24 protein-coding genes are annotated in these 25,972 nt (G+C 31.3%); 1 reads left to right on the top strand and 23 read right to left on the bottom strand.

Going from position 1 to position 25,972, the window contains the following annotated elements:
- Window positions 1–46: 46 nt before the first annotated feature.
- The 7 genes from AO058_RS10830 to AO058_RS10800 are packed head-to-tail and all read right to left on the bottom strand — an operon-like array spanning window position 47 to window position 7,809.
- Entirely contained in the window at window positions 47–1,213 is a 1,167-nt protein-coding gene (locus tag AO058_RS10830) for a glycosyltransferase family 4 protein (protein ID WP_075326573.1), read from the bottom strand.
- A 57-nt stretch (window positions 1,214–1,270) separates the two neighbouring features.
- On the bottom strand, window positions 1,271–2,437 hold the full coding sequence (locus AO058_RS10825) for a glycosyltransferase family 4 protein (RefSeq protein WP_075326572.1): 1,167 nt from the start codon (window positions 2,435–2,437) through the stop codon (window positions 1,271–1,273).
- A gap of 2 nt (window positions 2,438–2,439) precedes the next feature.
- Window positions 2,440–3,162 carry a glycosyltransferase family 29 protein gene (locus AO058_RS10820; RefSeq protein ID WP_156858141.1) on the bottom strand — a complete coding sequence of 241 codons (723 nt, stop codon included), beginning with the start codon at window positions 3,160–3,162 and terminating at the stop codon, window positions 2,440–2,442.
- Entirely contained in the window at window positions 3,159–3,782 is a 624-nt protein-coding gene (locus AO058_RS10815) for an HAD family hydrolase (protein ID WP_075326570.1), read from the bottom strand. Before AO058_RS10815 ends, AO058_RS10820 begins: the two co-directional genes overlap by 4 nt.
- Entirely contained in the window at window positions 3,763–4,449 is a 687-nt protein-coding gene (locus tag AO058_RS10810; RefSeq protein WP_075326569.1) for an acylneuraminate cytidylyltransferase family protein, read from the bottom strand. Before AO058_RS10810 ends, AO058_RS10815 begins: the two co-directional genes overlap by 20 nt.
- Window positions 4,446–5,984 carry an aldolase catalytic domain-containing protein gene (locus AO058_RS10805; protein WP_075326568.1) on the bottom strand — a complete coding sequence of 513 codons (1,539 nt, stop codon included), beginning with the start codon at window positions 5,982–5,984 and terminating at the stop codon, window positions 4,446–4,448. The genes AO058_RS10810 and AO058_RS10805 overlap by 4 nt, the downstream gene beginning before the upstream one ends.
- Window position 5,985: 1 nt before the next feature.
- Window positions 5,986–7,809, bottom strand: coding sequence for an ABC transporter ATP-binding protein (locus tag AO058_RS10800; RefSeq protein WP_156858140.1), 1,824 nt, complete (start codon window positions 7,807–7,809; stop codon window positions 5,986–5,988).
- 63 nt (window positions 7,810–7,872) lie between these two features.
- Between AO058_RS10800 and AO058_RS10795 the strand changes: the two genes are divergently transcribed.
- A complete protein-coding gene (locus AO058_RS10795) occupies window positions 7,873–8,832 on the top strand; it encodes a glycosyltransferase (protein WP_075326566.1) in 960 nt (319 codons plus the stop codon).
- On the opposite strand, the gene AO058_RS10790 is transcribed toward AO058_RS10795, so the two are convergent.
- From AO058_RS10790 to rfbA, 16 genes are all read right to left on the bottom strand, one after another.
- Entirely contained in the window at window positions 8,812–9,774 is a 963-nt protein-coding gene (locus AO058_RS10790) for a polysaccharide deacetylase family protein (protein ID WP_075326565.1), read from the bottom strand. The genes AO058_RS10795 and AO058_RS10790 overlap by 21 nt on opposite strands.
- Before the next feature lie 88 nt (window positions 9,775–9,862).
- Entirely contained in the window at window positions 9,863–10,981 is a 1,119-nt protein-coding gene (locus AO058_RS10785) for a hypothetical protein (protein WP_232228827.1), read from the bottom strand.
- A 99-nt stretch (window positions 10,982–11,080) separates the two neighbouring features.
- Complete coding sequence (locus tag AO058_RS10780; protein ID WP_075326563.1) at window positions 11,081–12,016, bottom strand: GNAT family N-acetyltransferase; 936 nt, start codon at window positions 12,014–12,016, stop codon at window positions 11,081–11,083.
- A 175-nt stretch (window positions 12,017–12,191) separates the two neighbouring features.
- On the bottom strand, window positions 12,192–13,031 hold the full coding sequence (locus AO058_RS10775; RefSeq protein WP_075326562.1) for a glycosyltransferase family 2 protein: 840 nt from the start codon (window positions 13,029–13,031) through the stop codon (window positions 12,192–12,194).
- Between the two features lie 171 nt (window positions 13,032–13,202).
- A complete protein-coding gene (locus AO058_RS10770) occupies window positions 13,203–14,312 on the bottom strand; it encodes a glycosyltransferase (protein ID WP_075326561.1) in 1,110 nt (369 codons plus the stop codon).
- 2 nt (window positions 14,313–14,314) lie between these two features.
- Window positions 14,315–15,070 carry a Stf0 family sulfotransferase gene (locus AO058_RS10765; RefSeq protein WP_075326560.1) on the bottom strand — a complete coding sequence of 252 codons (756 nt, stop codon included), beginning with the start codon at window positions 15,068–15,070 and terminating at the stop codon, window positions 14,315–14,317.
- Between the two features lie 84 nt (window positions 15,071–15,154).
- Window positions 15,155–17,206, bottom strand: coding sequence for a glycosyltransferase family 4 protein (locus AO058_RS18545; protein WP_198036107.1), 2,052 nt, complete (start codon window positions 17,204–17,206; stop codon window positions 15,155–15,157).
- Window positions 17,203–18,360, bottom strand: coding sequence for a glycosyltransferase family 4 protein (locus AO058_RS10755; RefSeq protein WP_075326558.1), 1,158 nt, complete (start codon window positions 18,358–18,360; stop codon window positions 17,203–17,205). Before AO058_RS10755 ends, AO058_RS18545 begins: the two co-directional genes overlap by 4 nt.
- A 1-nt stretch (window position 18,361) precedes the next feature.
- The gene (locus AO058_RS10750; RefSeq protein WP_075326557.1) at window positions 18,362–19,246 is read right to left on the bottom strand and encodes a glycosyltransferase family 2 protein; all 885 of its coding nucleotides are present in this window, start codon (window positions 19,244–19,246) and stop codon (window positions 18,362–18,364) included.
- A 16-nt stretch (window positions 19,247–19,262) separates the two neighbouring features.
- Complete coding sequence (locus AO058_RS10745; protein WP_075326556.1) at window positions 19,263–20,102, bottom strand: glycosyltransferase family 2 protein; 840 nt, start codon at window positions 20,100–20,102, stop codon at window positions 19,263–19,265.
- Window positions 20,099–20,923, bottom strand: a complete 825-nt coding sequence (locus tag AO058_RS10740; protein WP_075326555.1) for a polysaccharide pyruvyl transferase family protein — start codon at window positions 20,921–20,923, stop codon at window positions 20,099–20,101. Before AO058_RS10740 ends, AO058_RS10745 begins: the two co-directional genes overlap by 4 nt.
- Window positions 20,913–22,364, bottom strand: coding sequence for a lipopolysaccharide biosynthesis protein (locus AO058_RS10735; protein ID WP_075326554.1), 1,452 nt, complete (start codon window positions 22,362–22,364; stop codon window positions 20,913–20,915). The genes AO058_RS10740 and AO058_RS10735 overlap by 11 nt, the downstream gene beginning before the upstream one ends.
- Entirely contained in the window at window positions 22,361–23,272 is a 912-nt protein-coding gene (locus AO058_RS10730; protein ID WP_075326553.1) for a glycosyltransferase, read from the bottom strand. The genes AO058_RS10735 and AO058_RS10730 overlap by 4 nt, the downstream gene beginning before the upstream one ends.
- Window positions 23,259–24,005 carry a dTDP-4-amino-4,6-dideoxyglucose formyltransferase gene (locus tag AO058_RS10725; RefSeq protein WP_075326552.1) on the bottom strand — a complete coding sequence of 249 codons (747 nt, stop codon included), beginning with the start codon at window positions 24,003–24,005 and terminating at the stop codon, window positions 23,259–23,261. Before AO058_RS10725 ends, AO058_RS10730 begins: the two co-directional genes overlap by 14 nt.
- Window positions 23,998–25,071 carry a DegT/DnrJ/EryC1/StrS family aminotransferase gene (locus tag AO058_RS10720; protein WP_075326551.1) on the bottom strand — a complete coding sequence of 358 codons (1,074 nt, stop codon included), beginning with the start codon at window positions 25,069–25,071 and terminating at the stop codon, window positions 23,998–24,000. The genes AO058_RS10725 and AO058_RS10720 overlap by 8 nt, the downstream gene beginning before the upstream one ends.
- A gap of 10 nt (window positions 25,072–25,081) precedes the next feature.
- Window positions 25,082–25,948 carry a glucose-1-phosphate thymidylyltransferase RfbA gene (rfbA, locus tag AO058_RS10715; RefSeq protein ID WP_075326550.1) on the bottom strand — a complete coding sequence of 289 codons (867 nt, stop codon included), beginning with the start codon at window positions 25,946–25,948 and terminating at the stop codon, window positions 25,082–25,084.
- Window positions 25,949–25,972 lie beyond the last annotated feature (24 nt).

Genomic DNA, 25,972 nt, shown 5'->3' with positions numbered 1-25,972 from the left:
AGGTGTATTTAGGAATTGATACTGCAAAAAATTGGCCTGGCCAAAATTAAGATTTTATATACGCCCGTTCTAAGCTTTTGTATTCCTTTAACAGTATTTGCCAAAATTCCTTTCGCTCGTAATATTTACAAATTTCATCACGGGCATTTGAAGATAATCTTTCGGTATAATTTTTATTTTCTACAAATAACTTCATAGCAGTAATTAAGGCTGAAGTATCTTTAACAGGAATAATCACTCCGTTAATTCCTTCAACGATAATTTCGTTACAACCATTAATATTACTCACTATTGCCGGAAGGTTCATAGCTCCAGCCTGCATTACCACATTAGGAAAGCCTTCCCGATAACTGGGAAATGTCAATGCGTTTGAGACAGCTAAATAAGGCCGAACATCTTCCTGGAAACCGGTAGTGAATATCTTTTCGTGTAGTTCAATAGTTTTGAAAGTTTCTTCTTTTAAAGGATCCAGTTCTTTTTCAAAAGGTCCCACTAAAAGCAGTGAAATATTTTGATTTTCCCGTTGTAACCTATTAAAAGCTTCTACTAGTTCGTTAATTCCTTTTTCACTAACTAATCTTCCAATAAAAATAAAGACGAAATCATCATGAGGAATCCCAAGTGATTCTCTTTTATTTTTTTTCTGGGTTGCATCAAATTGAAAAGGATCAAAATACCTGGTGTCAATTCCGTTGGAACTTCCTTTTCCCAGCACTCTTAGTTTATCTTCTGTAGCAAAACCTTCTTTTAAAATAATATCTTTTAAGCCCCTGGAATTTGGATAAACTTTCGTCGCTAATTTATAGGTGAAATTCTCAACCTGGTCTAATATTTTTCGTTTTGCGCCGGTAGTTTCCATAAGCGGTAGTCCTGCTACCGTATGTAAGCGCAAAGGAACTCCAGCTAATTTAGCGGCCAACATTCCAACAATCCCCGCCTTTGGTGTGTGCGTATGAACAATTTCCGGCTTTTCCTTCTTAAAAAAATTGTACAATTTCCAAACCGCATTAATATCTTGTACTGGGGTAATGGCCCTTGTCATTTCAACCCAAAAGGTCTTTACCTGATTTTTTTTTCCATATCTTTCCAGACGTTCTTTTTCAGCTGCAACCGCGGTTACCTCATAATATTGGTTCATATAGGTGAGTTGACCTTCAAGGAGTTTTTCAAGGGAAAGAGGAATTGTGGTTATGCGGATGAGTTTTTTGGGCATAAATTTAGTTTTTGGAAATGCAAAAGTAATATTTACTATTTATTAAAACTCTAATAACTAATTGCCTTCTTGAATTCCCTGTATGCTGTTAAAAATTCTTTCTGCATATTTATGCCAGGTAAAATTATTTTCAACTTTTTTTATTAAGTCCTGTTTATTACTTAAACGAATTCTCAAGGCTTTATTACTCATCATCTCCTCCATTTTTGATTTTAGAGAATCTTCTTTAGCCATAGTAATTAATAAATCTTTACCATCTTTAAAAGAATTACGAATAGATGGAATGTTAGGCGCAATTACAGGTAAACCGGCAGAGAGATATTCAAAAATTTTTAAAGGATTCATATAAGGATTTGCATAATGATGAACGGCTACATCAAAACAATTAATATGCTCATTAATATCCTTATGATCCAACCAACCCGACATACTAACTTTATCCTTTAATCCCAACTGATCTATACTTTGCCTTATTTTTTGAAATGCAGGTCCATCCCCAATTATTATAAGATATAAATTATCATAAATCCCCAGTAAATCATAAAAAGAATTTATCAAAATTTCCATTTTTTTATGATGATCTAATGTCCCTATATAACCAAAAATAAACGCATCTTCTGGGTATCCTAAATTTGCACGTAATACTTTTTTAGTAGAAATGGGATAAAATTTTGCAACATTGGTTCCGTTATGGATAACCAAATTTTTATCTCGGTCATAGCCTAATCCCATTATATTTTTTCTTGAATAATCAGAAATAAAAATATTAAGATCACTTTTTTGATAAGCTTTATGTTGAAGTTGAAGAAAATATCTTTTAAAAGCAATATTTTTATAGCTTTCATCAAAAGGAGATCCATTGATCTGAGCACAGATAATAAGATTGGGGAATTTTTTTTTTAAGTAACCTATCTGGAGAAAATTGGAATCAATTCGTATTAGAACCACATCCGGTTTAAATTCTTCAATTTTTTTAATCAAAGATTTTAAATAAAATCGGTTTCTTCGAAAAAATGATAATGTTTGTAAAATGCCTAAAGATCTTAGATCCTCCCTGAAAGTATGCAACACATTTTGGTCAACTGCTGATCTTTCATGTTCTTCCGGGAATAGCTCAATAGCTTCAACAGCAGTAAACTTCTTTAAATGTTTATGCAATTCTATGGATTGAATGCTACCACCGTGTTTTGCAAAATATGATGTAGTATAAAAAAGTATTCGCATAATTATTCTATAAGTTTTTCCAATCGAGAATCCAGAATTATTCTACGATTTTTAGATCTTTGTAACAACATCTTAAAAATTTCAAATTCTTTGTCAGGATGGTGAATCCCTTGTTTTTTAATATGTTCTTCATTTGCTTTTTTATCTCTAAATTCATCCCGATATCCTGGTACATAAGGACTTTTAAAAAAGGTAAAACCAGTTAAATATAATTCTTTAAAGTCTGAATTTAACACACTATAAATAGCCGAAAATCCCACGGTGGGCTGAAAGCCTACCAAATCTTTTATTATTTTCTTATACAATACAGGTGGAAATACATATGTTTTCTTAAGCTTCAAATGTCTCTTATAAAAATTAAGATGTGTTCTTAAACCTTTAAAATCTGAATTTGGATGTATTATTTTTTTCACACCCAAATCTTCAAATTCGCCAAAATTTATTGGGCCTCCTCCGCTATAACTATTTTCATAAAAACTATGATATAAATAAGTGAATTTAGAGCCTAAATAATCTGACTTTTCTTTCTCCCAAACCAATGCTGCTTTATTTATTCTAATTACAATATCAAAAGAATCAATAAAATCGCCATTTTTTTCATCAAAAACTGAATCAGCAGCTCCTACTATGGCAATACGTTTATTCTTAAAATTCTTTTTAATGCTAAAAACCCTTATGGATAATAACATTAAAATAACTGCATAAAAAGAATTTAGTAGCTTCAAGAAAATGAAATTATATAATTTTTTCCCACACCCTTTAGAAATCTATTATTATAACCAAAGAAATCAATTTTATTTGCTTCAGCTGCCTCCAAATCATTTTTAGAATCTCCAATTAAGCAAAGCTCTTTTGGAGTATAATTAAACTTTTGAATCAAATTTCCTATCAGTTTAATTTTTGGGGTTGGAGACCCTTCTATGGTTTTAAAATACTGAAAGATATTTAATTGATTACATAAATACCTTAACTCGTTTCCATCTGACCCAGAAACAATATGCATGGTAAAACTATGCTGGTTTTTCTTAATGTAATTTACAGTTTCTGAAATTAAATTTTCTCTTTCACATAGTTTCTTCCTCATTATTTCAGAATAACTATTTGCAAGTCTACTCAATTGTTCTTCGCTTAATGATTCATCTCTAACTTCTTCAAAGAAATATCGAAATTTCACATAACGCGATAATCCCCCATTTTCGTTATGAAAAACCAAAAGTTTCTTAACCTCATTATCTGGATATTTCTCCAGGACTTTTTTAAATCCGTATTCCCTTATAGGCATAGAGTCTAAAATAACACCGTCAAAATCCCATAATATTACCGATTTATTTATAAAATCTATCATATATTGCTTCTGCTATCTTAAAATCATCTATATAATCTATATCATGGGAAACGATTTTATTCTGAGTGTGCAAAACTGGTTTGGAACCAATTCTATTCCCATTTTTATAATTTTTACGTGAAGTTAAAAATATTGCATTATTTATTTCAAACCAATCAGACAAATCTTGAGTTCTTGGCCAGGATAATTTCGAGTTATTATTTAAAATTTCACCTGATTTCTTATCAAGAAGAAATTCTTTATAATCTCTCCCACTTACTAATGAATCATAGTTTTCCTTCAGTCCCTCTTCATATAATTGAATCGCTTTTATATAATCCTTAGGGCCGCAAAATGGTGAAGTTACATGGGTCCATAAAATTGAATTCCCTGAGCATACCTCGCCAGCATGTAATATTAGTTCTTTTAATGGCGTATCAGACTGTGATAAGATATTTGATCTCTCAATTATTTTGAAGTTTTGGAATTTTCCTTTATAACTATTACTTATTTTATAGCACTCCTCATCATTAGTGGAAACCACGATCTCAAATTCGTCTGATAGATTTAGGATTTGATTTAATTTAAAACCTAACAACCCACCTCTAACGCCTGCAAAATCACGAGTATTTTTATTAATAACTCGTTCACTCCCACTTCTTACCGGGATGAAAAATGAATATTTCATTGAAAAAAAGAATAAATAGAAGATTTCTTAACATCATAATCAGAAGGGGTTATCGCAATAATCTGAAAATTTTCTTTCTGATAATGATTAAAAACTGTCTTATTTTCTTCGAATAATTCTTGTTGAGCCTTATTAAACAAATTACCATAACCATCATAACCAATTAGGTAAATTCTTTTAGCCTTGAAACCTTTCGCTACTTTTATGCAAAATTCTGTTACTGAGCCTGGAAAATAATTGTTTTCTTTTTTAGACAATTTAAAAACTTTAAGACCCTCTAAATCTTTAAAAAATTCAAACGAAGGTGGTCCTACGAGAGAATGGTTTTTAATTTCTTCTATAGATAAATGATCTTTAAGGCGTTGTAATTCCTTTCCCGGAATTAAATGAATCTGTGGATTTTTTAAATGCCTGAATATTTTTGAATTTTTTGAACTGGCAAAAATTATAGGAACCTCGGGCTCTTTTTTTAAAAAATTATAAATAGCAGTCTTATGAACTTCTGCTGACTTTCCACCTCCAATTATTAAAACTTTAGAAGAACACGTAGTAGGCTTAAACACTTCTATCATAGACTTTTTATCAACATGAGCAGTATCTAAGGTAACTTTCGGTACAATATCATTTAATGAAAAATATCTTTTGTTAACCTGTTCTATTACCTTATCTTGAGGAAGCGAGAAACTGCCGGAAACCATATATGCCAGGTTGGTGCCCCAATTGTACTTTGGTTTTACTCTAAGAAAGGCATCTACTGTTTTATTTAAAATATCAAAATCTATTTCCATTATACCTCGTTGGTACAGAACAGTTAGGAGCAATTCTGTCTTCAAATTACCGGCTCCCCTACCCATTCCATCTATAGTAGTATCGATTATATTCACCCCACAATTAATAGCTTCTAATGTGTTAGCAAGTGCCATTTCGAGATTATTATGACCATGAAAACCAAGAGGAATAGTTAGTTCTGATTTTAGATACTTAAAAATATTTTTTATATCCTGAGGGAACAGTGCTCCATAGGAATCAACGATATAAAAATAATTACAGTTTCTATTCAGTAATTCAAGTTGCTGTTGTTCTGGAAAGTTAGCATCCCATTTACTGGCATACATTAAATTAAAAGCGACCCGAAAACCAAGTTTTTTCACCTCTTCTGCCAATTTTATGCCCCTTAGAAAGTTCTGGGGAGCCACGGCTAGCCGAATTAATTTAATTTTATCTATGCAGGGTGCTAAAAGAACTTCAGCTTCATGTGCCCGAACATCCTTTTCATTTAAAATTATTGCAAGATCTTTTTTAGTCTGATTTTTTATTCTTTCAATTACGAAATCTGGCAGGTAAAAATGCCCACCGGCATAATTGTCTTTTGCTGGTGATTTATACCCTATTTCAATAATATCTATTGGTAGTTCGTTCATCGCAGAAAGATAATTATCTACCATGGTTTCATCAAAATCCCAATTAGTATAATAGCCTCCATCCCGCAGGGTACAATCCAGAATTGCTAGCTTATTAGTTGATTGTTTTGTCATTTTATAATTCCTGTAATTCAACCATTTTCCTAAATGACTTTGAAGATTCTAATAACTCATCGTAGCTTCCTGTAGCTTGAATTTCACCATCTTCTAACAAAATGATCATATCGGCTTTTTTTACGGTAGTTAAGCGATGCGCTATTGTAATAAATGTATAGTTTCCTTTTAAATCCTCAATATTCTTTTGAATTTCAAATTCTGTTTGTGTATCAAGAGAAGAGGTCGCTTCATCCATTAATAAGATTTCAGCGTTTTTATAAAGTTCCCGGGCAATAGATATTCTTTGCTTTTGCCCCCCACTTATGTTTACTCCATTCACTCCCAAAAGCGTTTCTTCTTTTTCGGGTAAACCTGAAATAAAATCGTATATATTAGCCTGTTTTACTGCTTGATAAAACCTAATAAGATTCGATTCATTTTTCTCTTCCCAAAAACTTACATTATTAAATAGAGTATCATTAAAAATTGTAGCATCTTGAACTATATACCCTAATAAGTTTCTATAAGATCTATGATCAATTTCTTTAAAATTAATATCATCTACATAGAAATCACCCTTAAGAGGAATCAATAATCCAGTCAAAATATTCATTAATGTGGTTTTGCCTGAACCACTGGATCCTACTATAGCAACACTACTATTCTTTTCTATATTAATGGAAATATTCTTTAAAGTCTGGTCCTGGTTAATTTTATAACTAAAACTAACATTTTTTAAAGTTAAACCATGCTTCAGTTTTTTAATTATTTTATCGCCCCCATAACTTTCCTGATCTTTTTGCAATAATTGATCAAAGCTTTGTAAATTCTCAAGACTACCTGAATTTCCTAAAAATAAATTCCACTGTTGCTGGGAAGCCATAAAAAAAGAAAAAGCTCTGTAAATCAAAATTAAGTTTAGTAAGACACTTGTAATTTCCTGATAAAAGAATTGAATGTATAAGAGAATAGCACCAAAAATCACGAGTATAATCAAAGGTTCTTTTACTCCCATAAGAACTGCATCTACCGCCCCTAATCGTTTTTGAACCTTTTCCATTTTTACAATGCTCAACTTTAATTTATCCACATATGAGTTGATTAATCCAGTGGCTTTTAAATATTTAAACAGATTTATATTTTCTATTAATAACTTATGGTAGTAACTAGTTTCCAAAACAAGTTTTTTAGAAAAATATTTGGTGCGCCTATATAGAAATTTGGAAAAAAGACTTATAAACAGACCTCCTAACACAACCAATAGGGTAAATTTCCAATCAACACCCATCGATAAAAAGAAATAGGCCAGGACTAAAACAAAGAAATTGATGGTTTTAAAATAAAATTTATAAGCCACGCTTATCCTGGCAACATCGCTTCCAAGGGTATTTTGCACCCTCCCTGTATCAAGACTTACAAAAGACGGATATCTATAATTACTAAAAAGAGAGATGCTATTAAACCTTATTTTTCGCATCATCTTTTGCTGCCATAGTACTCCGAGGTATGCATCCAAAAACTTTACCATTCCTTTTAAACTGAATAATAAAAAAATAATTATAAATACAATTAAGAATTTTGGCTCTAAACCTAACCAATCAAAAAATAATTTATCTAAGAAATGGCTTCCAGGTATTTCAGTTTCTTCCTTTTCACTAAATACTATTTGCAACAGAGGAATAAAAAGGGCAAGCCCTAATCCATCTAAGAAACCAGTCAAAAAACTTAAAAAAAAACTTAAAAATACTCTCCATTTAAGATAAGAATAAAAAAATAGTAGGTAGCTAAATTGTTTTCTGAAAAATTGCTTAAACAGCATACTAATGTGAAATTGTTCAAACAAAGGTATAATTTTATACTATCTTTACTTGCTGATAAATTTAGTTTATTACGAATAAATAGTTTAATGAACTTTTCTCAATTTAAGAATCTCTTTGAAAAAAAAGAAGTTTCTGAATATCCCAATAAAATCCAGCAATCTCCATTAGTGAGTATCTGCATCCAAACTTATAACCAGGCCTCTTTCATAGAAAAAAGCCTAGATGCTATTCTTTGCCAGAAAACTCATTTTAAATATGAGCTGCTACTTGGTGATGACGATTCATCAGATGGGACAAGGGAAATATGCATTGCCTATGCTGAAAAATATCCTGAAAAAATTAGATTATTTTTACACCACAGAGAGAATAATATTAATATTGCTTCTAAGCCCACAGGAATTTTTAATTCATTATATAACCTTTTTTCCAGTAGAGGGAAATTCATAGCTTATTGTGATGGGGATGATGTTTGGACCGATGAATATAAACTTCAAAAGCAGGTTAATTATTTACTTGCTAATTCTAAAACCAGTTTTACTTACCATGAAGTGAAATTAATAGATGAAAATGGCCAATATATTCCCAAGAAAAAAGATATAGAAATAAGTGAAAGGGATTTTACATCTGCTGAATTAGAACACGCACTTATTCAGCCTCCTATATCTACGTGGTGTTTTAGAAACTTAATAAAAAACATACCTCTGGAGTTTACTAAAACCTTTAATGGGGATAATTTTTGGGTAAGTTTATTAGGAAATTATGGCGACGGAAAATATCTTTCAGATATAAAGCCCAGTCTTTACAGAATACACTCGCGAGCAATGTGGAGCACGATTGAAAAACCAATTCAACTGAAATCCAAATTTAACACCTATAGGTACTTATCAAAATATTATAAACGTAAAAAGAATAAAGAATTAGCTATATATTTTCACTCCCGGTCAAATAATTATGCAAAAATGGTGCTTAATTACTATATTGAACGAAGAAGAATTACTGAGCTTTTGAAATTTTTAAGCTTTTACCTAAAAACCCTTTGGCTTTAATTCGTTCATATTTAAAGATTGCATATTATATTTATTTTTTAGTTTCTTATAAAAACCAAGTATACCCTCCAGTTCTCTTATATTCTTAGCAGGACTATCCCCAAAGTTATGAGGGTGCCACCACAAGTGATAATGTTCTTCATGTTGAGCAGCATATTCCATTTCCCTATAAATTCTTTGTAATTTTAAGCTGTCAAGAAACTTTTTACCAGAATATGGCCTCAACAATCTACTTGCTTTTTGCCCAGTAATCTGGGAAGAAAATCTGTGAATTTCGGAAGACTTATAAGTTTTATCCTGAAGACCAAAATAAGCATCTCCAGTTCTGAAAATTTTTTGAATTAGACTGTCCTTTTGAGTATTCTGCCAATACCAATTGTCAGGATTCGTTCTAACCACATTTAGTCCTGATTTTTCGCAAATTTCGAGATACGCTGAATTATACTGGTTTCTAGGAAATACCAAAGATTTTAATTCAATTTCCAGATTAGAAGCCAATTTGGTAGCTTTCTCTAAATCTGCTTTGAAAGCCAAAGAATCCTGGCCAGGCTCAAGGCAGTAATAATGTGAATAAGTATGGGTGCCAATTTCCTGGCCTTTGGTGTTTTTAATACTTTTGATTAAATCGGGTGCAAAACAAAGCTTTTCTGTCTTCTTTGATTGAATTGATTTTCCAAATCTATATGGAGATAGTTTTTCATTATTATAGTTAGGTAGGTACTCTGGGATATTGGCATTCCATTCGTCCCAATTATTATTAAAAAGCATTCCTACCGTAGCCCAGGTAGAGTGAACATCATACTTATCAAAAAGCTGAAGCAGGGAAGGAATTAATTGTCGGGTATTTTCAAAATAATCTATTTTTTCATTATAAGCCACCTTATCAAAAACTCCCCACAACAATTCAAAATCTAAAGAAATCACTAAAGATCCATTTTCCATAACTTCTTAATATTTAAAACTCTAAATCACAAATTAATAATTTCACAACCACAGAAGATGTTCATATCCTCGAAATTAGTAAGGTTCATTAAGTTTTTACAACAGCATCAAACTCCAATTTTCTTTTTAACATAGCTTTTCTTCTTTTTTTCAACTTAATAAGCCTATCATATTTTTTTTGTGCTAAATAATAATAAATTACAAAAAAAAGGAAATACATAACCATGGACTTCTGCCTCATTATAATCCCGAGGTTTGACATTACAAAAGTTAAAGCAAAAGAAGAAAGAAAGAATACAACTAAACTCATTTTTACCGACATAGGTGAATTCTTAATAAAGGAAATAAAATCTTTTTTGAGAATTTTGATAAATAGCAATAAATAAAGGAGATTCTCAACCGAAACAATTAAGCCTAAAACTCCCGGTGCATCAAAAAATAAGGGTCTAAACCAAAATGTAAAAAGCTTTAAAGGTAACGGATAATCTGATATGGCTACTCCAGAACCCGATTCACTAAGACCCTGCGAACGATCTTCAGAAAAATCTTCAAAATCTGACACAAGATTTTCCGATTCTTCCAGGCCCGCCATTCCTAAAATTTGATCCTGAACCAGAATTAATCCACCAATCATTCCTACATAAATAAGTAGTTTCTTCCCAAAGGAAATTTTCTCTTTTCCCGTCATATACCCTAAAACTGTTCCGGCTGCTACAAACAAGAATACGTGAGGTCTAATAAAATAAATTATTACTGATCCTAATATGAGGGTTACAAGCCTGGACTTTGGGTTCTTTAGAGCATACGCAAACATCATCAAGCCTAAAAAAATTGGAGCACCCTTACCTAACGACGCCGTCCAAAAGTGCATATTAGGCAAAAAAAGTGTTAGAACTAGAAGATCAAAATTTTTAAAAACCTTAATCTTAATTGGTATATTTTCCCTAAAGAACATATAGGCGTAAACAAATCCCAAATATCCCAGCCAGGCAAAAAGTACCATCATCATCTCATAAGAAAAACCAAGAAAATTGATAAATGGCCAGGAAATGAAATCAATAAAGGTCGTACTCGTACCAAAATAATAGAACCAGTCATCATTCATTTGAGGTCTCCCATAGTAGGCTTTGGAATCAGAAGGATTAAAAGCAGCATAGGTATAGTAAACTCCAAAGAAAAATAAATGATATAAAAAAAGAGAATTCATCAATTTCTTTGAAAACCATTTATGTTTCTTTGAAAAAGAGTTAAATAATCCCTGATTTATAGCAAATAAAAATAATATTAAAACTAATCCTCCTATCATCTAAAACAATTCAAGATCTCCTAAACTGTAACCCCAATTCTCTATTCTATAAACCTTAGGGTCAATGCTAGAACTCTCTAAATTTTTAAAAGTTAAAACCGGTCCAAATTTACCGGAAACTTTTAATTTAAAAATGCTTGGGTCCCACGGATAATTTAAACTAATAAAATGCACTCCATATTCTTTAGCCCACTTTTTAATTAAGGATTTACAGGTTTTTTTATATTGGGGATCAACAAGTATTAATTCTGAAATACGCAATTCTTTAAATTTTTTATGCTGTTTTACATAAGCAGCTATAAAATAATTTTCAGTCGTTTCTATTCTATACTCTTGTAATGGATTATTTATATAACGCCATTCAAGATAATCCTTTGTTTTTGGAGTATATAAATTTGAAGAATCTTCTAACTTACTATTCCACACGCTTAACAATTTCAAACTAAGATCTGTAGTTTGTTTAGGATAATGCTGAACAGAAATTGAATTCCAAAAAAAAGGGATTATAGGAATAATTTGCGTATTTAATTTATCAATTTCTTTCCATCCCATCTTAAGATAACCAGGCTTACTTTGCTGATTAGGTGTGTTAAACACAAAATGATCCCCTCTTTCTTTTCCCAGTTCTAAAGCTTTTAAGGTAAGCTTTTTGAAAATTCCCTTCCCCTGGTGTGCAGGGTGAGTAGCGGTATCTACCGCTCTAAATGCTGAAAAAATATTCTCCCCCTGTTGCCACCGCCATCGCATAAAGGCACGGACTCCAATTATATTATCCTTTTCTTCAGCTAACAAAACCAGTGATTCTCCAAATGGGTTTTCAACATGCTTAAATCTCCAAATATCCTGGTTTTTTTTTGAAGAAGTTTCTCCCAAACTGGCTTTTAAAACTTCTAAAATCTCCGGTATATCTGAGTGATTAGCTTCCCTTATTTTCATATTCACCAAATTCTTAATTTTCTTTATTTTCTTCTTCTCACTTCTAAGGTAATCTCACGCAGTTCAATATCCAGAGTTGCAAAAGAACTGGCAAAGTTAAGCCATTCTATGCTGTTAGCAAGAGTTTTAAAATATATTAAGATTATTTGTAGATAACGGAAATTAAAAATCAAGATTATTTAACAGTTGGTCCCGGTTCTATTGTTTTTCCAAGTTTTTTAAAAACTCCATGAAAAGTTCCCAGCATAAAAAGCTTTGTTTTTTCTAATTTATTATCCTCTTGGAGAAGAATCCCACCTAAAAGTAAAAGCCAAAATTTAAAAGCTTTATATACTCTTTGAACTAAATTCAAATAAGTTCTTCTTACATATAATCTGATATAAATATTATTTCGGGATTCATAATAATATCGCCATGGAGCCCGGGAATTTTTTCCTCTAGAAGCAAAATGCACTCCTTTGGCTGCTGCAATCCAGCTAGATTGAAATTTATGAACTTCATTAATGCGATGTTTTAAATACTCGGTATCCTCACCCCAAAAAAATAACTCTTTTTTTGGAAGCCCCACTTGATTTACTATGTTAATTGGAATTAACAAGCCAGACCAGGCCGGATCCAATCTTGTTTTAAAGTCCTTATCCCTAACGTAAGGGTAAACCACGGTCTGTTTTGAACCTTTCGCTAATAAGGTCTCTAGACAAGTGTATGCAGGAAAGAAATCATCATCCATTAACCATAAATAATCAATATTTTTCTTCGCTGCAAAATATTTAATCCCATAATAGAAGCCCCCGGCAGGTCCTGAATTCTCTTCTAATCGTAAATTTGTAATGTTTTTATTACTGCTCAAAAAATCTGAAGTTCCGTCATTGGATGCATTATCTACTACCAATATTTCATCTGCTAAAACAGATTGATTTAAAATTTTGCAAATTGCAATTTTTAAAAGTGTAATTCGGTTAAAGGTTAGGATCACCACTCCTACTCTCTTTCTTTGATTTATTAAGTCTTGCATTTGAACAAAAATCTTTCTTACCTGTTAGCAAGTAAAATACCCCGGGTCAAGCCCCGAGAAGCATTATTGGAAAATATATCTTGATTTCGAGCAAGCCCAAGATCATTTAAATCTCAATCATCAAATATAAAGTTAGTTTTCAGGGTAGATTACTCTACTAAATCAAACCACTTAAACATTTACTGTTTCAGAATAATAAGCTTCCAATTCATCAACCATTCTTTTTAAGCTAAAGGCTTCAACCACTCTTTTTCTGGCCGCAAGTTTATATTTAGTCAGCTCTTTTGGTTGGTCTATGAGACGCTGACTTAAATAAGAAAGCTCCTCCCATTTATCTACCGGACAAATCAATCCATCTTCAATATCTCTAATAACTTCTTTAATTCCCCCGGCATCGGTAGAAACCACCGCACATTCCATACTCATTGCTTCTAACAGGGCTATAGGTAAACCCTCAAAGGAAGAAGACATCATAAAAATATCGAAGGCTTCAAAGTAAGGCTTTACATTTGTTTGTAAACCCGGGAAGAATACCACTCCTTCCAATCCTAAACTTTTCCACTCTTTTTTTATTTCTTCTGCTAATGGGCCCGCTCCAACGATAATTCCATAGATATTTTCATTTTTCTGTCTCAATTCATAAATTACCTTTAACCACTCTACAAGACGTTTTTGAAAACGAAATACCGCTACATTTCCTATTACCACAGCATCTTCCGGAATACCAAAATCTTTCCTTATTGAAGATTCTTGTCCAGGTTTAAATGAATCTGTATTTACGCCGTTTAATAGCGTTTGGACAGGAATAGTAGGATTAATATTTTTCTGGATAGAAGCAGTCACATCATTAGAGACCCCGAATGCCATACTCTGAGAATTAAAACTGAATTTATTGATAGTTTTTGTAGCTATATGATATCTTTCCTGCATATTATGTTCAGTATATAATACAGGGATACCTGTTTTTTTAAAAACCAATCTTCCTACAAAACCAGCCCAGGGAAGATGGCAATGGATAAGCTTAATATCATGTTTTTTACAATATGAAATAATTTTTTTATACTGAAGCATTAAACGGATGTTATCATTAGCTTCTAAACAAGTGACCTTACCTCCGGCAGATTGTAAAGTCTCTACCATTTGATCCTTCCAGGGTAGAAAATAAATATAATGGAATTCAAACTTTTCTTTGTCATGAATCTTAAGGGTTTCTGGTAAAAGCATTTCGGCACCGCCCCTACCCAGAGATTTTATAATATGAAGAATTTTAGTTTTTTTCATTTTCAATTATTACTTTTTTGGGGTTGGGAATTTTCAAATAAATAATGCCATTTAGTTTCCTTAAAATATCTTTTTAATTCTTCATAATTCTCTATCAAATCTTCCAGAGATTCTTTGTTCTGCTTCTCCATATCAGACGAGACATCATGAGGTTCTAAATGCATAACATTAAAAACTTCATTAATCGTTCCCTGTTTATCTTTAACCAAATCTTCATAAAAAATTTCAATATAAGGATGGTTTTCGTAATTTTCGGAAACCTCTTTCCAGTAATCAGTAACTAAGGAAAAATATGATTCACAATCTTCTGGATCTATATTAATCACTTTATTATGCTTTTTCTCTTCCAAATTTTTCGTAGCCTCATTCTCTTTCCAAATCCCGGTTTTATAACCTATTTGTAAGGAGAGGTATGATGCCAATACATTATTTCGTTTTAAATGAATAATTAAAATATCCTGATCATTTTTTATATTATCCCAAATACTTTTATCCTGATGGTCCGGGGGTTGATTGTATAATAATTTGAAACCAATATATTTATTTTTTTTACTTCTTCGGGAGAAGATTTGGTTCCAAATCTTCAAGGTAGTCTGGCCTTGTATATTTTTATACTTCTCCCCTTCGCAGGTAATCTCTGGATGGGAATTTAAAAGGCTAACTAACCAATTAGATCCGGTTCTAGGTGCGGCTATAATTATAAATTTTTTATAATTACGGCTTCCAAAATAATATTGAATAAGTCTATATAATCCCAAAAATGTTAGATTAAATTAGTTTTTAATATTTTAAATTCTCCTTTAAGAAAGAACCCAAGATGTTTAAAAGAAAAGCTTTATAAGTTAAATTAACTCCTTATATCCTTTTAAAAACAACTCCTTAATATCTGTATTTTTATAATTTTCATTTACTTTAATTCGGGCATTCTCAATCATTAAACTTGTCTGTTCAGGGTCATTTTTAACCTCTCTTACCGCATTATAAAAACTGTTTTCATCACCAAAGTTAACGAGCTTTCCCGTTACATTATTCTCAAGTACCTCAGAAATCCCACCCACATCATAAGCAATTACAGGAGTTGAATTGTACATGGCCTCTAAAATAACTCCGGGTAATCCCTCAATCAAACTGGGTAATAATAATGCATCAGCATAGCTCAGAAAACGTTGAGGATCTTCAATATCTCCCCAAAAATCTACATTGTTTTTAATCCCCATTCTATCAACGGTATTTTTAATATTAGCCAGCATTGGGCCACCACCGACTAAATTTAAGTGAACATTCCTGTCTTGACATAAAATTTTTTTAAATATTCTTAATAAGCCAATATGATTTTTCTCTTTAGTAAATGAACCAATATGAATTAGGTTAAATATTTCTTTATTTTTGAAAGGGGAATTAGAAATCGTACGATCTATTTTAGGTTTTTCTTCTATTCCTACGGGTATTACTATACTTTTATTTTTAGTGAAAGAAAATAAGGAATTAAGGTCTGTTAAGGAAGCATTTGCCTGGATTATGTCCGGTTGGAAAGATTGGATGATAGCTGAAAGTTTTCTCCATCCATAAGGATCAAAAGTCCTTCTAAGTTTATTCCGTTTAAGCGATTCAATTTCTCCTGAAAACGGAAGCCTGGCTTCTCCTTCATAAATACTCACTAACTTTACTACATGTCCGGAATTTTGTAGGTGAGTACTTAATTGTGAGGCAAAAACCTCTGCACCCCGAAACTGTTTTTTTTGAATAATTTGAAGTATTCTAAGTTTTTTATGCTTATAACCAGACTTACCTGATAAACGCGAATAAAGATTTTCAAATTTCCTTGCATTTTTTACCGGATTAAATTCATTTTCAATCAGCTTAAAAGCATTTTCTCCCATTCGTGTATTTAACGTAGTGTCATTTACAAGAATGATGAGATGCTTTTTAAATACATCCTTATCAAAATTATTAATTATAAAACCAGTTTTACCATTAATTAAAACTTCCGGTACGCCCCCTACATTGGTGGCAACGCTAGGAACTTTTTGACTCGCAGCTTCAAGAATTACACCAGGAACACCTTCAATTTTACTAACTAAAGTAAAACAATCTGCCTGGGATAATAATTCGGGAATATCCTTCCGAAAACCTAATAAAAATACAGTCTTTTCAAGGTTCTGTTCTGTTATTTTGGTTTTAATTGAATGAAAGGTTACACCAGCCCCAACGCACACTAATTTTATCTCTGGATTTTCCTTTTTAAGGTCAGAAAATATATCTAAAAGAAAAATATGGTTTTTTTCCGGACTAAAATTCCCGATATGCATGACAATTTTGTCGCTATCCTTTAATTTTAATTCGTTTCTAAGTCTAAACCAAATCTGTGATGATTTAACTTCCTTAATAGGAATTCCACGCCTTATAACAGAGGTCTTTTCTGCAGGATAATTGAAGGTTTTAATTAGATCGTGAATAGATTCTGAACCTACAGAGGTTACATGCGCTACTCTTTTAAATAAAAATTTATAGATAGAAAGTTTAAAAGGACTATCAATCCATTCGCTTATCGTGCTGATATTTCGATAGGTTATTGGGATCTTGTTGGTGAAATATGAAGCAGCTACCATATATTTTAAGGTATCAGAACCATTACATTGCACTACATCGGGCTGCTCAGTTTTGATAAGTTTTATGATAGCTCTTACCAACTTGGTAGAAAGAATACCTGATTTATTCTCTATTAAATCGATATTTGTTGCTCCTTTTACCTCAAGGACATCAGAATCATTTTTATATAGACCCGCAAAAATTATTTCGTGACCAAATCCAATTAATTCAGCACTTAGATTGGCGGCAAAAACTTCGGCTCCCCTGTATTGCCTTTTAGTTACTAATTGGAGAATTTTCATCATCTATAACCTAAAATGTTTCCATATTCTCTTTCATAAATATTACAAATTTCTTGAATTTGAAAGTTCTCCAAAGCATATTTGTAACCGTGCTCTAATTTTTCTGTTAGTAAAAATTTATTATCCCGCGCATAATTAATTTTTTGGCATAAATCATCTATGTCCCCCTTTTTATAAATTAGAGCTGTATCTTCATTTACACATTCTAAATTTTCTGGAATGTTCGACGCTATTATAGGTGTTTTAGAAAATATTGCCTCAATTAAAGAGCCTGGCAAACCCTCGTAATACGATGGGAAAACGAAATAATCTGCTATATTCAACAGATCGGATATATCATCTCTTCGCCCCAGAAATTGAATATGATTAGAGATTCCTAGGTGTTTTGCCAAATCTTTTAAGTTTTTCATATTTGGTCCCGAACCGGCTATCGCAAGGGAATCTAAATTTTTTGTACTTTTTATATAAATTGCGAAAGCTTTAATCAAATCACTTTGACCTTTTTGGGGTATTAATCTGCCTACATTTAAAAATATTCTTTCAGCATCTGGAAATAATTCCTTTTTTAATTTATCATTTTTTTTATAATAAAAAGATTTTGGGTTTCTTCCACGATAAATTACCTTAATTCTATCTTTCTTTAAAAATATTGCTCTAGAGGTGGTGTTTTTGATCGTCAAGGAGTTTGAAAAAAAACTATCGACAAGGTGTGCGCTTATAAAATCTTTAATTTGAGTCTTAAAAAGCTTTAAGGCTCTTAAGGGTCTTAAAGTTTTATATCGCTGCAAGCTATAAGTGTTATTTACTAGACTATTAATAAGTTTAAATGAATTTCCTCTTTTTTTAAGTTTTCTAGAGATCAAACAAGATGTCAATAATGTTGCATGCACAATACAGGGCTCTATTCTATTAATATGAACCTGAATTTGATTTAATAAATCACTCTTTTTAATACTTTTTTTTTGATTTAAAGTAATTACTTCAATATTCTTTTTTTCAAATTCCTTTAATAAAGAATTCCCTTTATACAAGGTTAAAAATACTGGTTTGTATTTTTTGAACCTCTGCGTAATCTCAAGAAGACTTTTTTCGGCACCCCCTATTTCTAATGAATCAATAATAAATAAAACAATAGGTTTTTTTTCTACATCTTTCATTTTAGCTCGATAATTTTTTATGGAACTTTCTGGCCACTTTGTTTGGGAATATTTTAAACAATATATAGAGAATAGTCGGTTTAATTCCATCAAATCTAATTTTAGTATATGCCGTTTTGGCCAAGTCAAAGTCTTTGTCATATAATGAAAGCCAAAGCAATTTATAATACCATTTGTACCTTAATAGCTCATTTTTAAGTATTGTCTCTTTATTTTTTTTAATAATTATATCATATGATTTTTTCTTTTCTGAAAAGTCCGATCTAACACTTCCAGGTTGGGTATTTATATAAAGTAAAATTTCTTCTAATACAGTATATTCGAATTTTTTCCGGAGCCTAATTAAAAAATCTGTATCTACCGCAGTCCTTAATCTTTCATCAAATCTTAAATCGGAAAAACATTTTCTCTTAATAAGGAAACCTCTCCCAATTCCCACATGTAATTCATAAAGGAATTGATCTGGCAGGGTTTTGGTCTTAGGTATCCATATAGAATCAGAATAGCTACCATCTATGGCAACGGTTCTTGTACCGGACCAAAGAAAATCAGCCTCATCATTTTCAGCTAATTTATCCAAAGCTTTTTCTAAATAAACCGGTAAATATTCATCATCACTATCTAAAAATGCAATATAATCACCTTGAGATGCATTCACACCAACATTTCTTGCAACAGCGTTTCCTCCATTTTCTTTGCATGCAATAAACTTTATTCTATCATCCTTAAACGATTCTACTATTTCTTTAGTATTATCATTTGATGCGTCATCAACTACTATATATTCCCAGTTTTCAAAAGTTTGATTAAGTACACTTTCTATAGCCTTGGAAATTAAGTGCCCTCTGTTATAAGTAGGTGTGATTATACTAATTGTAGGAGTCATATACATTAAATTTGGATCAAAATATTAAATAGCGAAAAAACTTTAAATATGCTTTAAGATTTGTAAAATTATTATTAATCGCCTTAGCCTGCCAGTAGAGAGACTCTTTTTTTTTATCCAATTGAAATGCATTAAATGCAATAGTCTCAGCAAATGAAAAAGGATAATTGTAATTTGTTTCTTGCAATTGTTTATATTTTTTATATAAATAAATATAGGTTTGTATAATTTTATTTTTTCTGAGTGTATTTTTCACCTCACTGTCATTATAATTATATTTAAATGTCAAAAAATCACCCCGAACAACCTGTAGCTCTTTTTTTTTGCAAAAATTGGTCAACCTAATAAATAATTCCCAGTTTTCAGAATATGAAAGATTTTTGTCATATCCTCCAACAGTATTAAAAAGATCTTTGGAAACAATATAAGAACCAACTAAATTATTTAATTTAAAATTTTGAAATAACACTCCTTTATTTCTAGGTTTAATCACAATATTTGGTGAATGAATATAACTACCGCTTGCAATCCCTACATTTTTATTATCCTTTAAAATTTGAATAAAATCAGCAATGGTATTTTCAAAAAATTCATCGTCAGCATCTAAAAATATTAAATAGTCTCCTTTAGTTTTAGTTACACCAAAATTTCTAGCAGCAGTTACGCCCTGGTTAGCTTGATAATAATATTTTAACCTTTGATCGTTATAACGACGTATAACATCCCTGGTATTATCGGTACTTCCATCATCGATTATAACTAATTCCCAGTCGACAGAGGCCTGGTTTAAAACCGAGTCTATTGTTTTCTCAATAGATTTCCCAGAATTATATGCAGCTATAACAATTGAAATCATAGTTTTATTTTTTTAAAAGCTTCATTTAATCCAGCTTTTAGCTTTGAAAGATCTGGCAGAATAGCCTCTTTTTCAAGAACATCTATAGAAAGGGGTTTTGAGGTTAATATTACAGGAGACACTTGCATTCCAAGGCTATTAAAATAATCATTGAATTTGAAATTACCTCCACCGATTTCATCGCTAAATTTTACCCATACTGAAGGAATGCCATATGCTTGGGAAATAATTACACCATGAAGTGAACTAGAAATTGTGAATTCACAGGATTTTATATTCCTAACAAACTCCTCCATATCTGAAAATACATCAATAAATTGAACATTTTTTTCAGCTTTATACTTTTCTACTACATTCAGATCTTTATCTACATAATGAGGTATTAACCCCATTTTTTTTTCTTGCTGTACTTCCAAATCAAAATAATTGGGTAAAAGAATTGCCGGATCTCCATAAACCTCCGGAACTTCGACACCCAATTCATTTAGTTTTTTCCGAGTCAAAGGTCCCCTACAAGCATAAACTTTTTCTGGCTTAACCGGCATGGAAGATTTTTCATTCCTAAAACCAGACCCAAGAACGTGTAAGTTTTTTACGCCTGAATTATCTAATACACTACCAATAAAAGAATAAACTGGAATAATTCCGGTATTCAATGATTCTTTTATATTAGTTGTTTTTTTATTAAAAATCTTTTCAAATAAAAAAGGATTAAGGGCATCTCCAATATTTTTTGAAGTAACATTATTTTCCGACCATTTGACCAAACACTTCTCATTACTGGAAAGCATCTTTATTTGAGTTATAATTCTATTTATCATTTCTTTTTTTATAAAGTTTATGAAGTGATATTAATTCCTGTTTGTTAATTAAAAATGTAAATATGAATATTAAAGTAGCTAAGCAAATTAATTTTAAAAAGCTCTCATAAATCAGGTTTAAGCTTAAAAGATCAAATAAAAAGTAACAAATTAATATAGCTATTAAAGATGGCAATAAACCTTTAAAAAACTCTTTCAGGACTTTAACAGAGGATAGATCTAGCCACTTTTCCAAAACGATCAAATTCATAATTGCCCCAATAATTCTCGAAACCAAAACAGCTATGGCCGCTCCTATAATCCCATAGTATTTAACACCGATGAAAATCAGAGGTAAATAAAATACCAATACCTTTATTAATTGTACTTTAAATTCAAGACCAGGAAGGTTATTTGCTCTTAATAAACTAGGAAAAGATGCTGTTATTATTTGAACAATAACTGATAATGAAATTATTCGGATTATAATTAAACTTTCAGCCCACTTTTCACCAAATAGAAACAATAAAAAATTAGGGTCATAAAATAGAATACTCATTATTGGCACTATAACCAAGGAATTAAAAAATACACTTTTTGTATAAATACTAAACTGTTTGATCTTATCATCTTGATATTGAGAATAGATTGGGAATAGTACTGAATTAATAACCGAATTTATTTGTGCTCTTATAGCATCCGTTAGTATAAAAGCAAAAGAATAAAGTCCTAATTCTACTTTTCCAATAAATTTCCCTATTAATAAATAATCTCCCTGAGAAGCAAACTGAGATACTAAACCGGAAAACGTTGTAAAAACTCCAAACCCGAATAGATCTTTAAAATGTTGCTTTTTCCAAATTAATCTTGGCTTCCACCCAGTAGCTATAAAATACTGTGGCATTGCAATTATAAAATGCGCTACAGAATTAAAAACCAAGGACCAAACTCCAAATCCCAGATATGCGAGCAGTAGCGCTAATAATCCAGAAAAAATACTACTTGAATTGTTGATGATCGCTAATCTCTTAAAATCTAAAGCCCTTGTAAGTTGAGCCCGATGAACTAAGTTTATAGGACTCGCAAGAACACCAATACTCAATACAGGAATAATACTTTTTAAAATTTCTTCTTCGTAAAACCAGCCTGCAAAAGGCGCTACGACAAAGGCAATGATAAGGTAGATTATAACTGACCAAATAGTACCAGTCCAGAATGCTGTTTGAAAATAATCCTCAGATAAATCTTCCTTTTTTCTTTGAATAAGTGCTACACCAAAACCTAAATCATTAAAAATTTTTATAAAGCTAGTAAACACAACGGCCATACCAATAATACCAAAATCCTCAGGAAAAAGTAATCGAGCAAGAAAAAGTTTGATTATAAAACTAAATGATCTTTGAACAATAGCCTGCAGAGACGTCCAAAAAATTCCAGAAAAAATCTTTTTCCCGGTACTCATTTAAAATTTTTATTTAATGTATTTTTAAAAAATCTCAAATAATCTTTAAAATTCATATCCTTAAAGAGTTGCCCTCTGCGTTTTCCAATTAATTCTTTACTGTATCTAGTTAAAATACGCTGACTATAATTCGAGATGACAGTCTCTATTTCCTTATTACGTTTTTGGGATGTATAGCTTGCAAAGTCTTTAAGTAAATCTATATTATTAAAGTCAACCTCTATTCGCTTTTCCTTATTAATTGAAATACTGGTAAAAACCCCACCATCGTGTATCCTATAAGCAGCTGTAGTTTGGTTTAAAAAATAGAATTTGCCCTTCTCTGCTAATAGCAGAGCTAAAGCCCTATCAGCCGATCGTACTTTAAATATAAAGTTTGGAAAACTAATAAGGTTATTTTTGAATACTAAAGTTGGAGTTGGATAGAAACCACCACCCCGTTTAAGTACATTTTTAAAATTATAGGTTTCTGGTATAATAGATTTTATATATAAATCTGAAGTCTTAACTTGTCCTTTAATTATAATAGCATTCGTAAAACAAGCTGAAAATTGAGAATTAGCATTCAAAAAATCAACCTGCTTTTTTAATTTCAAAGGGTCTATCCAAAAATCATCTCCTTCACAAATTGCTATATAATTTCCTTGGCAAAGCCTAATTGAGTCAAACCAGTTTTTGGCGACACCAAGGTTAACAGGTCGATCAATAAATTTAATTAAATTTGGATATTTTAATTGATATGATCGACATATCTCTGGGGTATAATCAGTTGAATTATCATCGCTGATAAGAATTTCGTAATCAATCCCCTTTTGATTAATAATTGATTCTATGCATTCTGCTATATAATTTTCGTGGTTGTAAGTAATTATACAAACAGTTATTTGTATAATGTTAGTTTTTGTCATCTATTTCTAGGTTTAGACTCACATATACTTTCTTACCCGTTTCTTTATCAAAGAAATAAGCATTCTTATAATCCCCGTGAGTTAATGCTCGAAGATGATCGATTACATCTCCATACGTAGTTTTTTTACTTAAATCTAACTCCAAAAGTTTTTCGAAGTCAGATTTCAGGTACAAACGACCATTTTTTTCAGGTCTTTTTGATTGATATGAATTATTAATTATACTAGATAAATTCTTTTTGATAATATTTAATTCCCCTTCTAAAACTTTATTATAAATATCCAAGGAAGTATCCCATTTATCTTTGGAAATTAAAACTCGATCAATTATTTTACCATGATCCAATTGATTGTCAATTTCATGTATAGTGGCACCTATCTGTAAATCATGAATGATAGCAAAAACCTGTGGATACCAACCTCTATTAATAGGGTTATATCCAGGATGAATATTTATGCATTTTATGTAATCCACAATAGTTGGTGGAAAAAATTGCTTACAATGCAAAGAAAATATAAGATCAAATTTTGATTTAATATAATCAATATCTTGAGAACTTTTTAAATTTAAAGTTCTCAAATTTGATGTTTTCAATTCATTAAAATCGTCTAAATTAGAAAAAGGGCTTATTCCAAAAAAATAGTTACCTTCATAATCTATCGAATTAAGAATTTCTTCAAATTTCTGGGATAAATAGAAGTTATCCGAAATGATTAAAATTTCTTTAAACATTTTTATTTATTATTGATATTATTTTGGTTAATTTATCATCGCCCAAACTGTAGTATACTGGCAAGCAAAGAACTGTGTTAGCTATATTCTCCGAAATCGGCATAGGTTCATTTTTGACATAATTCAATGTATTTAAAGATGGGTAAAAATATCTTCTAGGGAAGATATTTTCTTTATTTAATATTTCTTTAACTTTTAAAAGTTTTTTTTCGCTTGGAAAAATTATTGGATAATAGCTATAATTCCATAGGGTATTTTTCCTAATTAGTAACCTTCTAATCTGAGAAAAATTTAGATTGTAATTATAGAATGTAATAATACGCTTCCTTTCTTCAATTATTTTTGTTAAATATGGTAGTACACTGATACCCATAGCAGCCTGTAATTCACTCATTTTAGCATTTATTCCTACTCCATGAAAATCTTCTGGCCCATTATGACCGAAATTATGGCTATAAAATAATTCATGATTTAATTTCTCATCATTGCAGAACATAGCGCCACCTTCTCCGGTATGAAACAATTTTGTGGCGTGAAAACTACATGTACTAATATCTCCATAATTAAATATACTTTTCTCTCTATACTTAACTCCATAGGAGTGTGCAGCATCATAAATAACTTTCAATTTATATTTCTGGGCTATTTTTTCTATTTCATCTACATTACATGGGTTTCCAAAAACATGAGTAGCAAGAATAGCTTTAGTTTTTGATGTAATGGCAGACTCGATTTTTCTTTCATCAATAGTTAAATATTCAGGATGAATATCCACGAAAACAGGAGTGCAATTTTCCCAAATAATGGCCGACGTTGTAGCTACATAACTAAATGGAGTTGTTATCACCTCTCCTCCCTTAGCCAAAATTTTTAGAGCAATTTGAATGGGCAAGGTTCCGTTGGCAGTTAAAGTTATATTTGGCACTTCTAATTTGTTTTTCAAGCTACCCTCCAACTCCTTTACCAATTCTCCACGATTGGTAAGCCATTCATTATCCCAGATTCTTTTAAGTTGATTTTGGTACTCCTCCAAAGGAGGAAAGAAAGTTTTAGTTACTGGAATCATCAAATTTGGATTATAAGTTCTCAATTAAGTCTTTCAAATATATTCCGTAAGATGATTTTCCGTATTTATCCAACATACTAATCAATTCATTCTTACCAACAAATTTTCTTTCAAATGCTACCTCCTCAATACAACCAATCATTGTACTTTGCCTATTTTGCAGCACCCTTATAAACTCCGTGGCATCATCTAAAGATTCTACAGTACCGGTATCAAACCAGCTCATTCCACGGGTCATTACTCCAACTTCGAGCTCGCCTGCTTCCAGGTACATTTGATTGATGCTGGAAATTTCTTTTTCGCCCCTCCCCGATGGCTTTACTTTTTTTGCGTATTCCACCACTTTATTGTCATAGAAATAAAGACCAGGAACAGCATATTTAGATTTTGGAGTTTCAGGTTTTTCTTCAATACTTATAGCTTTATTATTCTTATCAAATTCCACTACGCCATAGCGATGAGGATCCTTAACAGGGTAGGCAAAAATTGAAGCGCCGTTAATATTCACCTTACTCCTTAATAGACTTCCAAGCCCATTACCATGAAAAATATTATCTCCCAGCGCCAAAGCAACCTTATCATCTCCTATAAAATCCTTTCCAATAATAAAGGCTTCAGCCAATCCGTTAGGTTCTTTCTGAACGGCATACTCAAAATTACAGCCTACCTGAGAACCATCCCCCAATAATCTTTTAAAAGACTCCTGATCATTTGGCGTAGTAATAAAAAGAATATCTTTTATTCCTGCCAACATTAAGACAGATAATGGATAATAGACCATTGGCTTATCATAAACCGGTAATAATTGTTTACTAACGGCTATGGTAATTGGATATAAACGTGTTCCACTTCCTCCTGCTAATATGATTCCCTTCATTTCTTCTCGAATTTTACTGATTCA

The organism is Salegentibacter sp. T436, assembly GCF_001932675.1.
GTDB classification, from domain to species: domain Bacteria; phylum Bacteroidota; class Bacteroidia; order Flavobacteriales; family Flavobacteriaceae; genus Salegentibacter; species Salegentibacter agarivorans.
Note: the sequence above shows the minus strand (reverse complement) of the source record. Positions and strands in the feature narration are given on the sequence as shown.

Excerpts from the sequence above, each read along its gene's own strand:
- AO058_RS10725 (WP_075326552.1), bottom strand. The coding sequence starts at position 24,005 with ATGTTTAAAGAAATTTTAATCATTTCGGATAACTTCTATTTATCCCAG.
- AO058_RS10745 (WP_075326556.1), bottom strand. The coding sequence starts at position 20,102 with ATGATTTCAATTGTTATAGCTGCATATAATTCTGGGAAATCTATTGAG.
- AO058_RS10750 (WP_075326557.1), bottom strand. The coding sequence starts at position 19,246 with ATGACTCCTACAATTAGTATAATCACACCTACTTATAACAGAGGGCAC.
- AO058_RS10795 (WP_075326566.1), top strand. The coding sequence starts at position 7,873 with ATGAACTTTTCTCAATTTAAGAATCTCTTTGAAAAAAAAGAAGTTTCT.
- rfbA (WP_075326550.1), bottom strand. The coding sequence starts at position 25,948 with ATGAAGGGAATCATATTAGCAGGAGGAAGTGGAACACGTTTATATCCA.
- AO058_RS10825 (WP_075326572.1), bottom strand. The coding sequence starts at position 2,437 with ATGCGAATACTTTTTTATACTACATCATATTTTGCAAAACACGGTGGT.
- AO058_RS10755 (WP_075326558.1), bottom strand. The coding sequence starts at position 18,360 with ATGAAAGATGTAGAAAAAAAACCTATTGTTTTATTTATTATTGATTCA.
- AO058_RS10830 (WP_075326573.1), bottom strand. The coding sequence starts at position 1,213 with ATGCCCAAAAAACTCATCCGCATAACCACAATTCCTCTTTCCCTTGAA.
- AO058_RS10780 (WP_075326563.1), bottom strand. The coding sequence starts at position 12,016 with ATGAAAATAAGGGAAGCTAATCACTCAGATATACCGGAGATTTTAGAA.
- AO058_RS10720 (WP_075326551.1), bottom strand. The coding sequence starts at position 25,071 with ATGATTCCAGTAACTAAAACTTTCTTTCCTCCTTTGGAGGAGTACCAA.
- AO058_RS10735 (WP_075326554.1), bottom strand. The coding sequence starts at position 22,364 with ATGAGTACCGGGAAAAAGATTTTTTCTGGAATTTTTTGGACGTCTCTG.
- AO058_RS10730 (WP_075326553.1), bottom strand. The coding sequence starts at position 23,272 with ATGACAAAAACTAACATTATACAAATAACTGTTTGTATAATTACTTAC.
- AO058_RS10815 (WP_075326570.1), bottom strand. The coding sequence starts at position 3,782 with ATGATAGATTTTATAAATAAATCGGTAATATTATGGGATTTTGACGGT.
- AO058_RS10790 (WP_075326565.1), bottom strand. The coding sequence starts at position 9,774 with ATGGAAAATGGATCTTTAGTGATTTCTTTAGATTTTGAATTGTTGTGG.
- AO058_RS10740 (WP_075326555.1), bottom strand. The coding sequence starts at position 20,923 with ATGATAAATAGAATTATAACTCAAATAAAGATGCTTTCCAGTAATGAG.
- AO058_RS18545 (WP_198036107.1), bottom strand. The coding sequence starts at position 17,206 with ATGATGAAAATTCTCCAATTAGTAACTAAAAGGCAATACAGGGGAGCC.
- AO058_RS10785 (WP_232228827.1), bottom strand. The coding sequence starts at position 10,981 with ATGAATTCTCTTTTTTTATATCATTTATTTTTCTTTGGAGTTTACTAT.
- AO058_RS10805 (WP_075326568.1), bottom strand. The coding sequence starts at position 5,984 with ATGACAAAACAATCAACTAATAAGCTAGCAATTCTGGATTGTACCCTG.
- AO058_RS10775 (WP_075326562.1), bottom strand. The coding sequence starts at position 13,031 with ATGCAAGACTTAATAAATCAAAGAAAGAGAGTAGGAGTGGTGATCCTA.
- AO058_RS10770 (WP_075326561.1), bottom strand. The coding sequence starts at position 14,312 with ATGAAAAAAACTAAAATTCTTCATATTATAAAATCTCTGGGTAGGGGC.
- AO058_RS10810 (WP_075326569.1), bottom strand. The coding sequence starts at position 4,449 with ATGAAATATTCATTTTTCATCCCGGTAAGAAGTGGGAGTGAACGAGTT.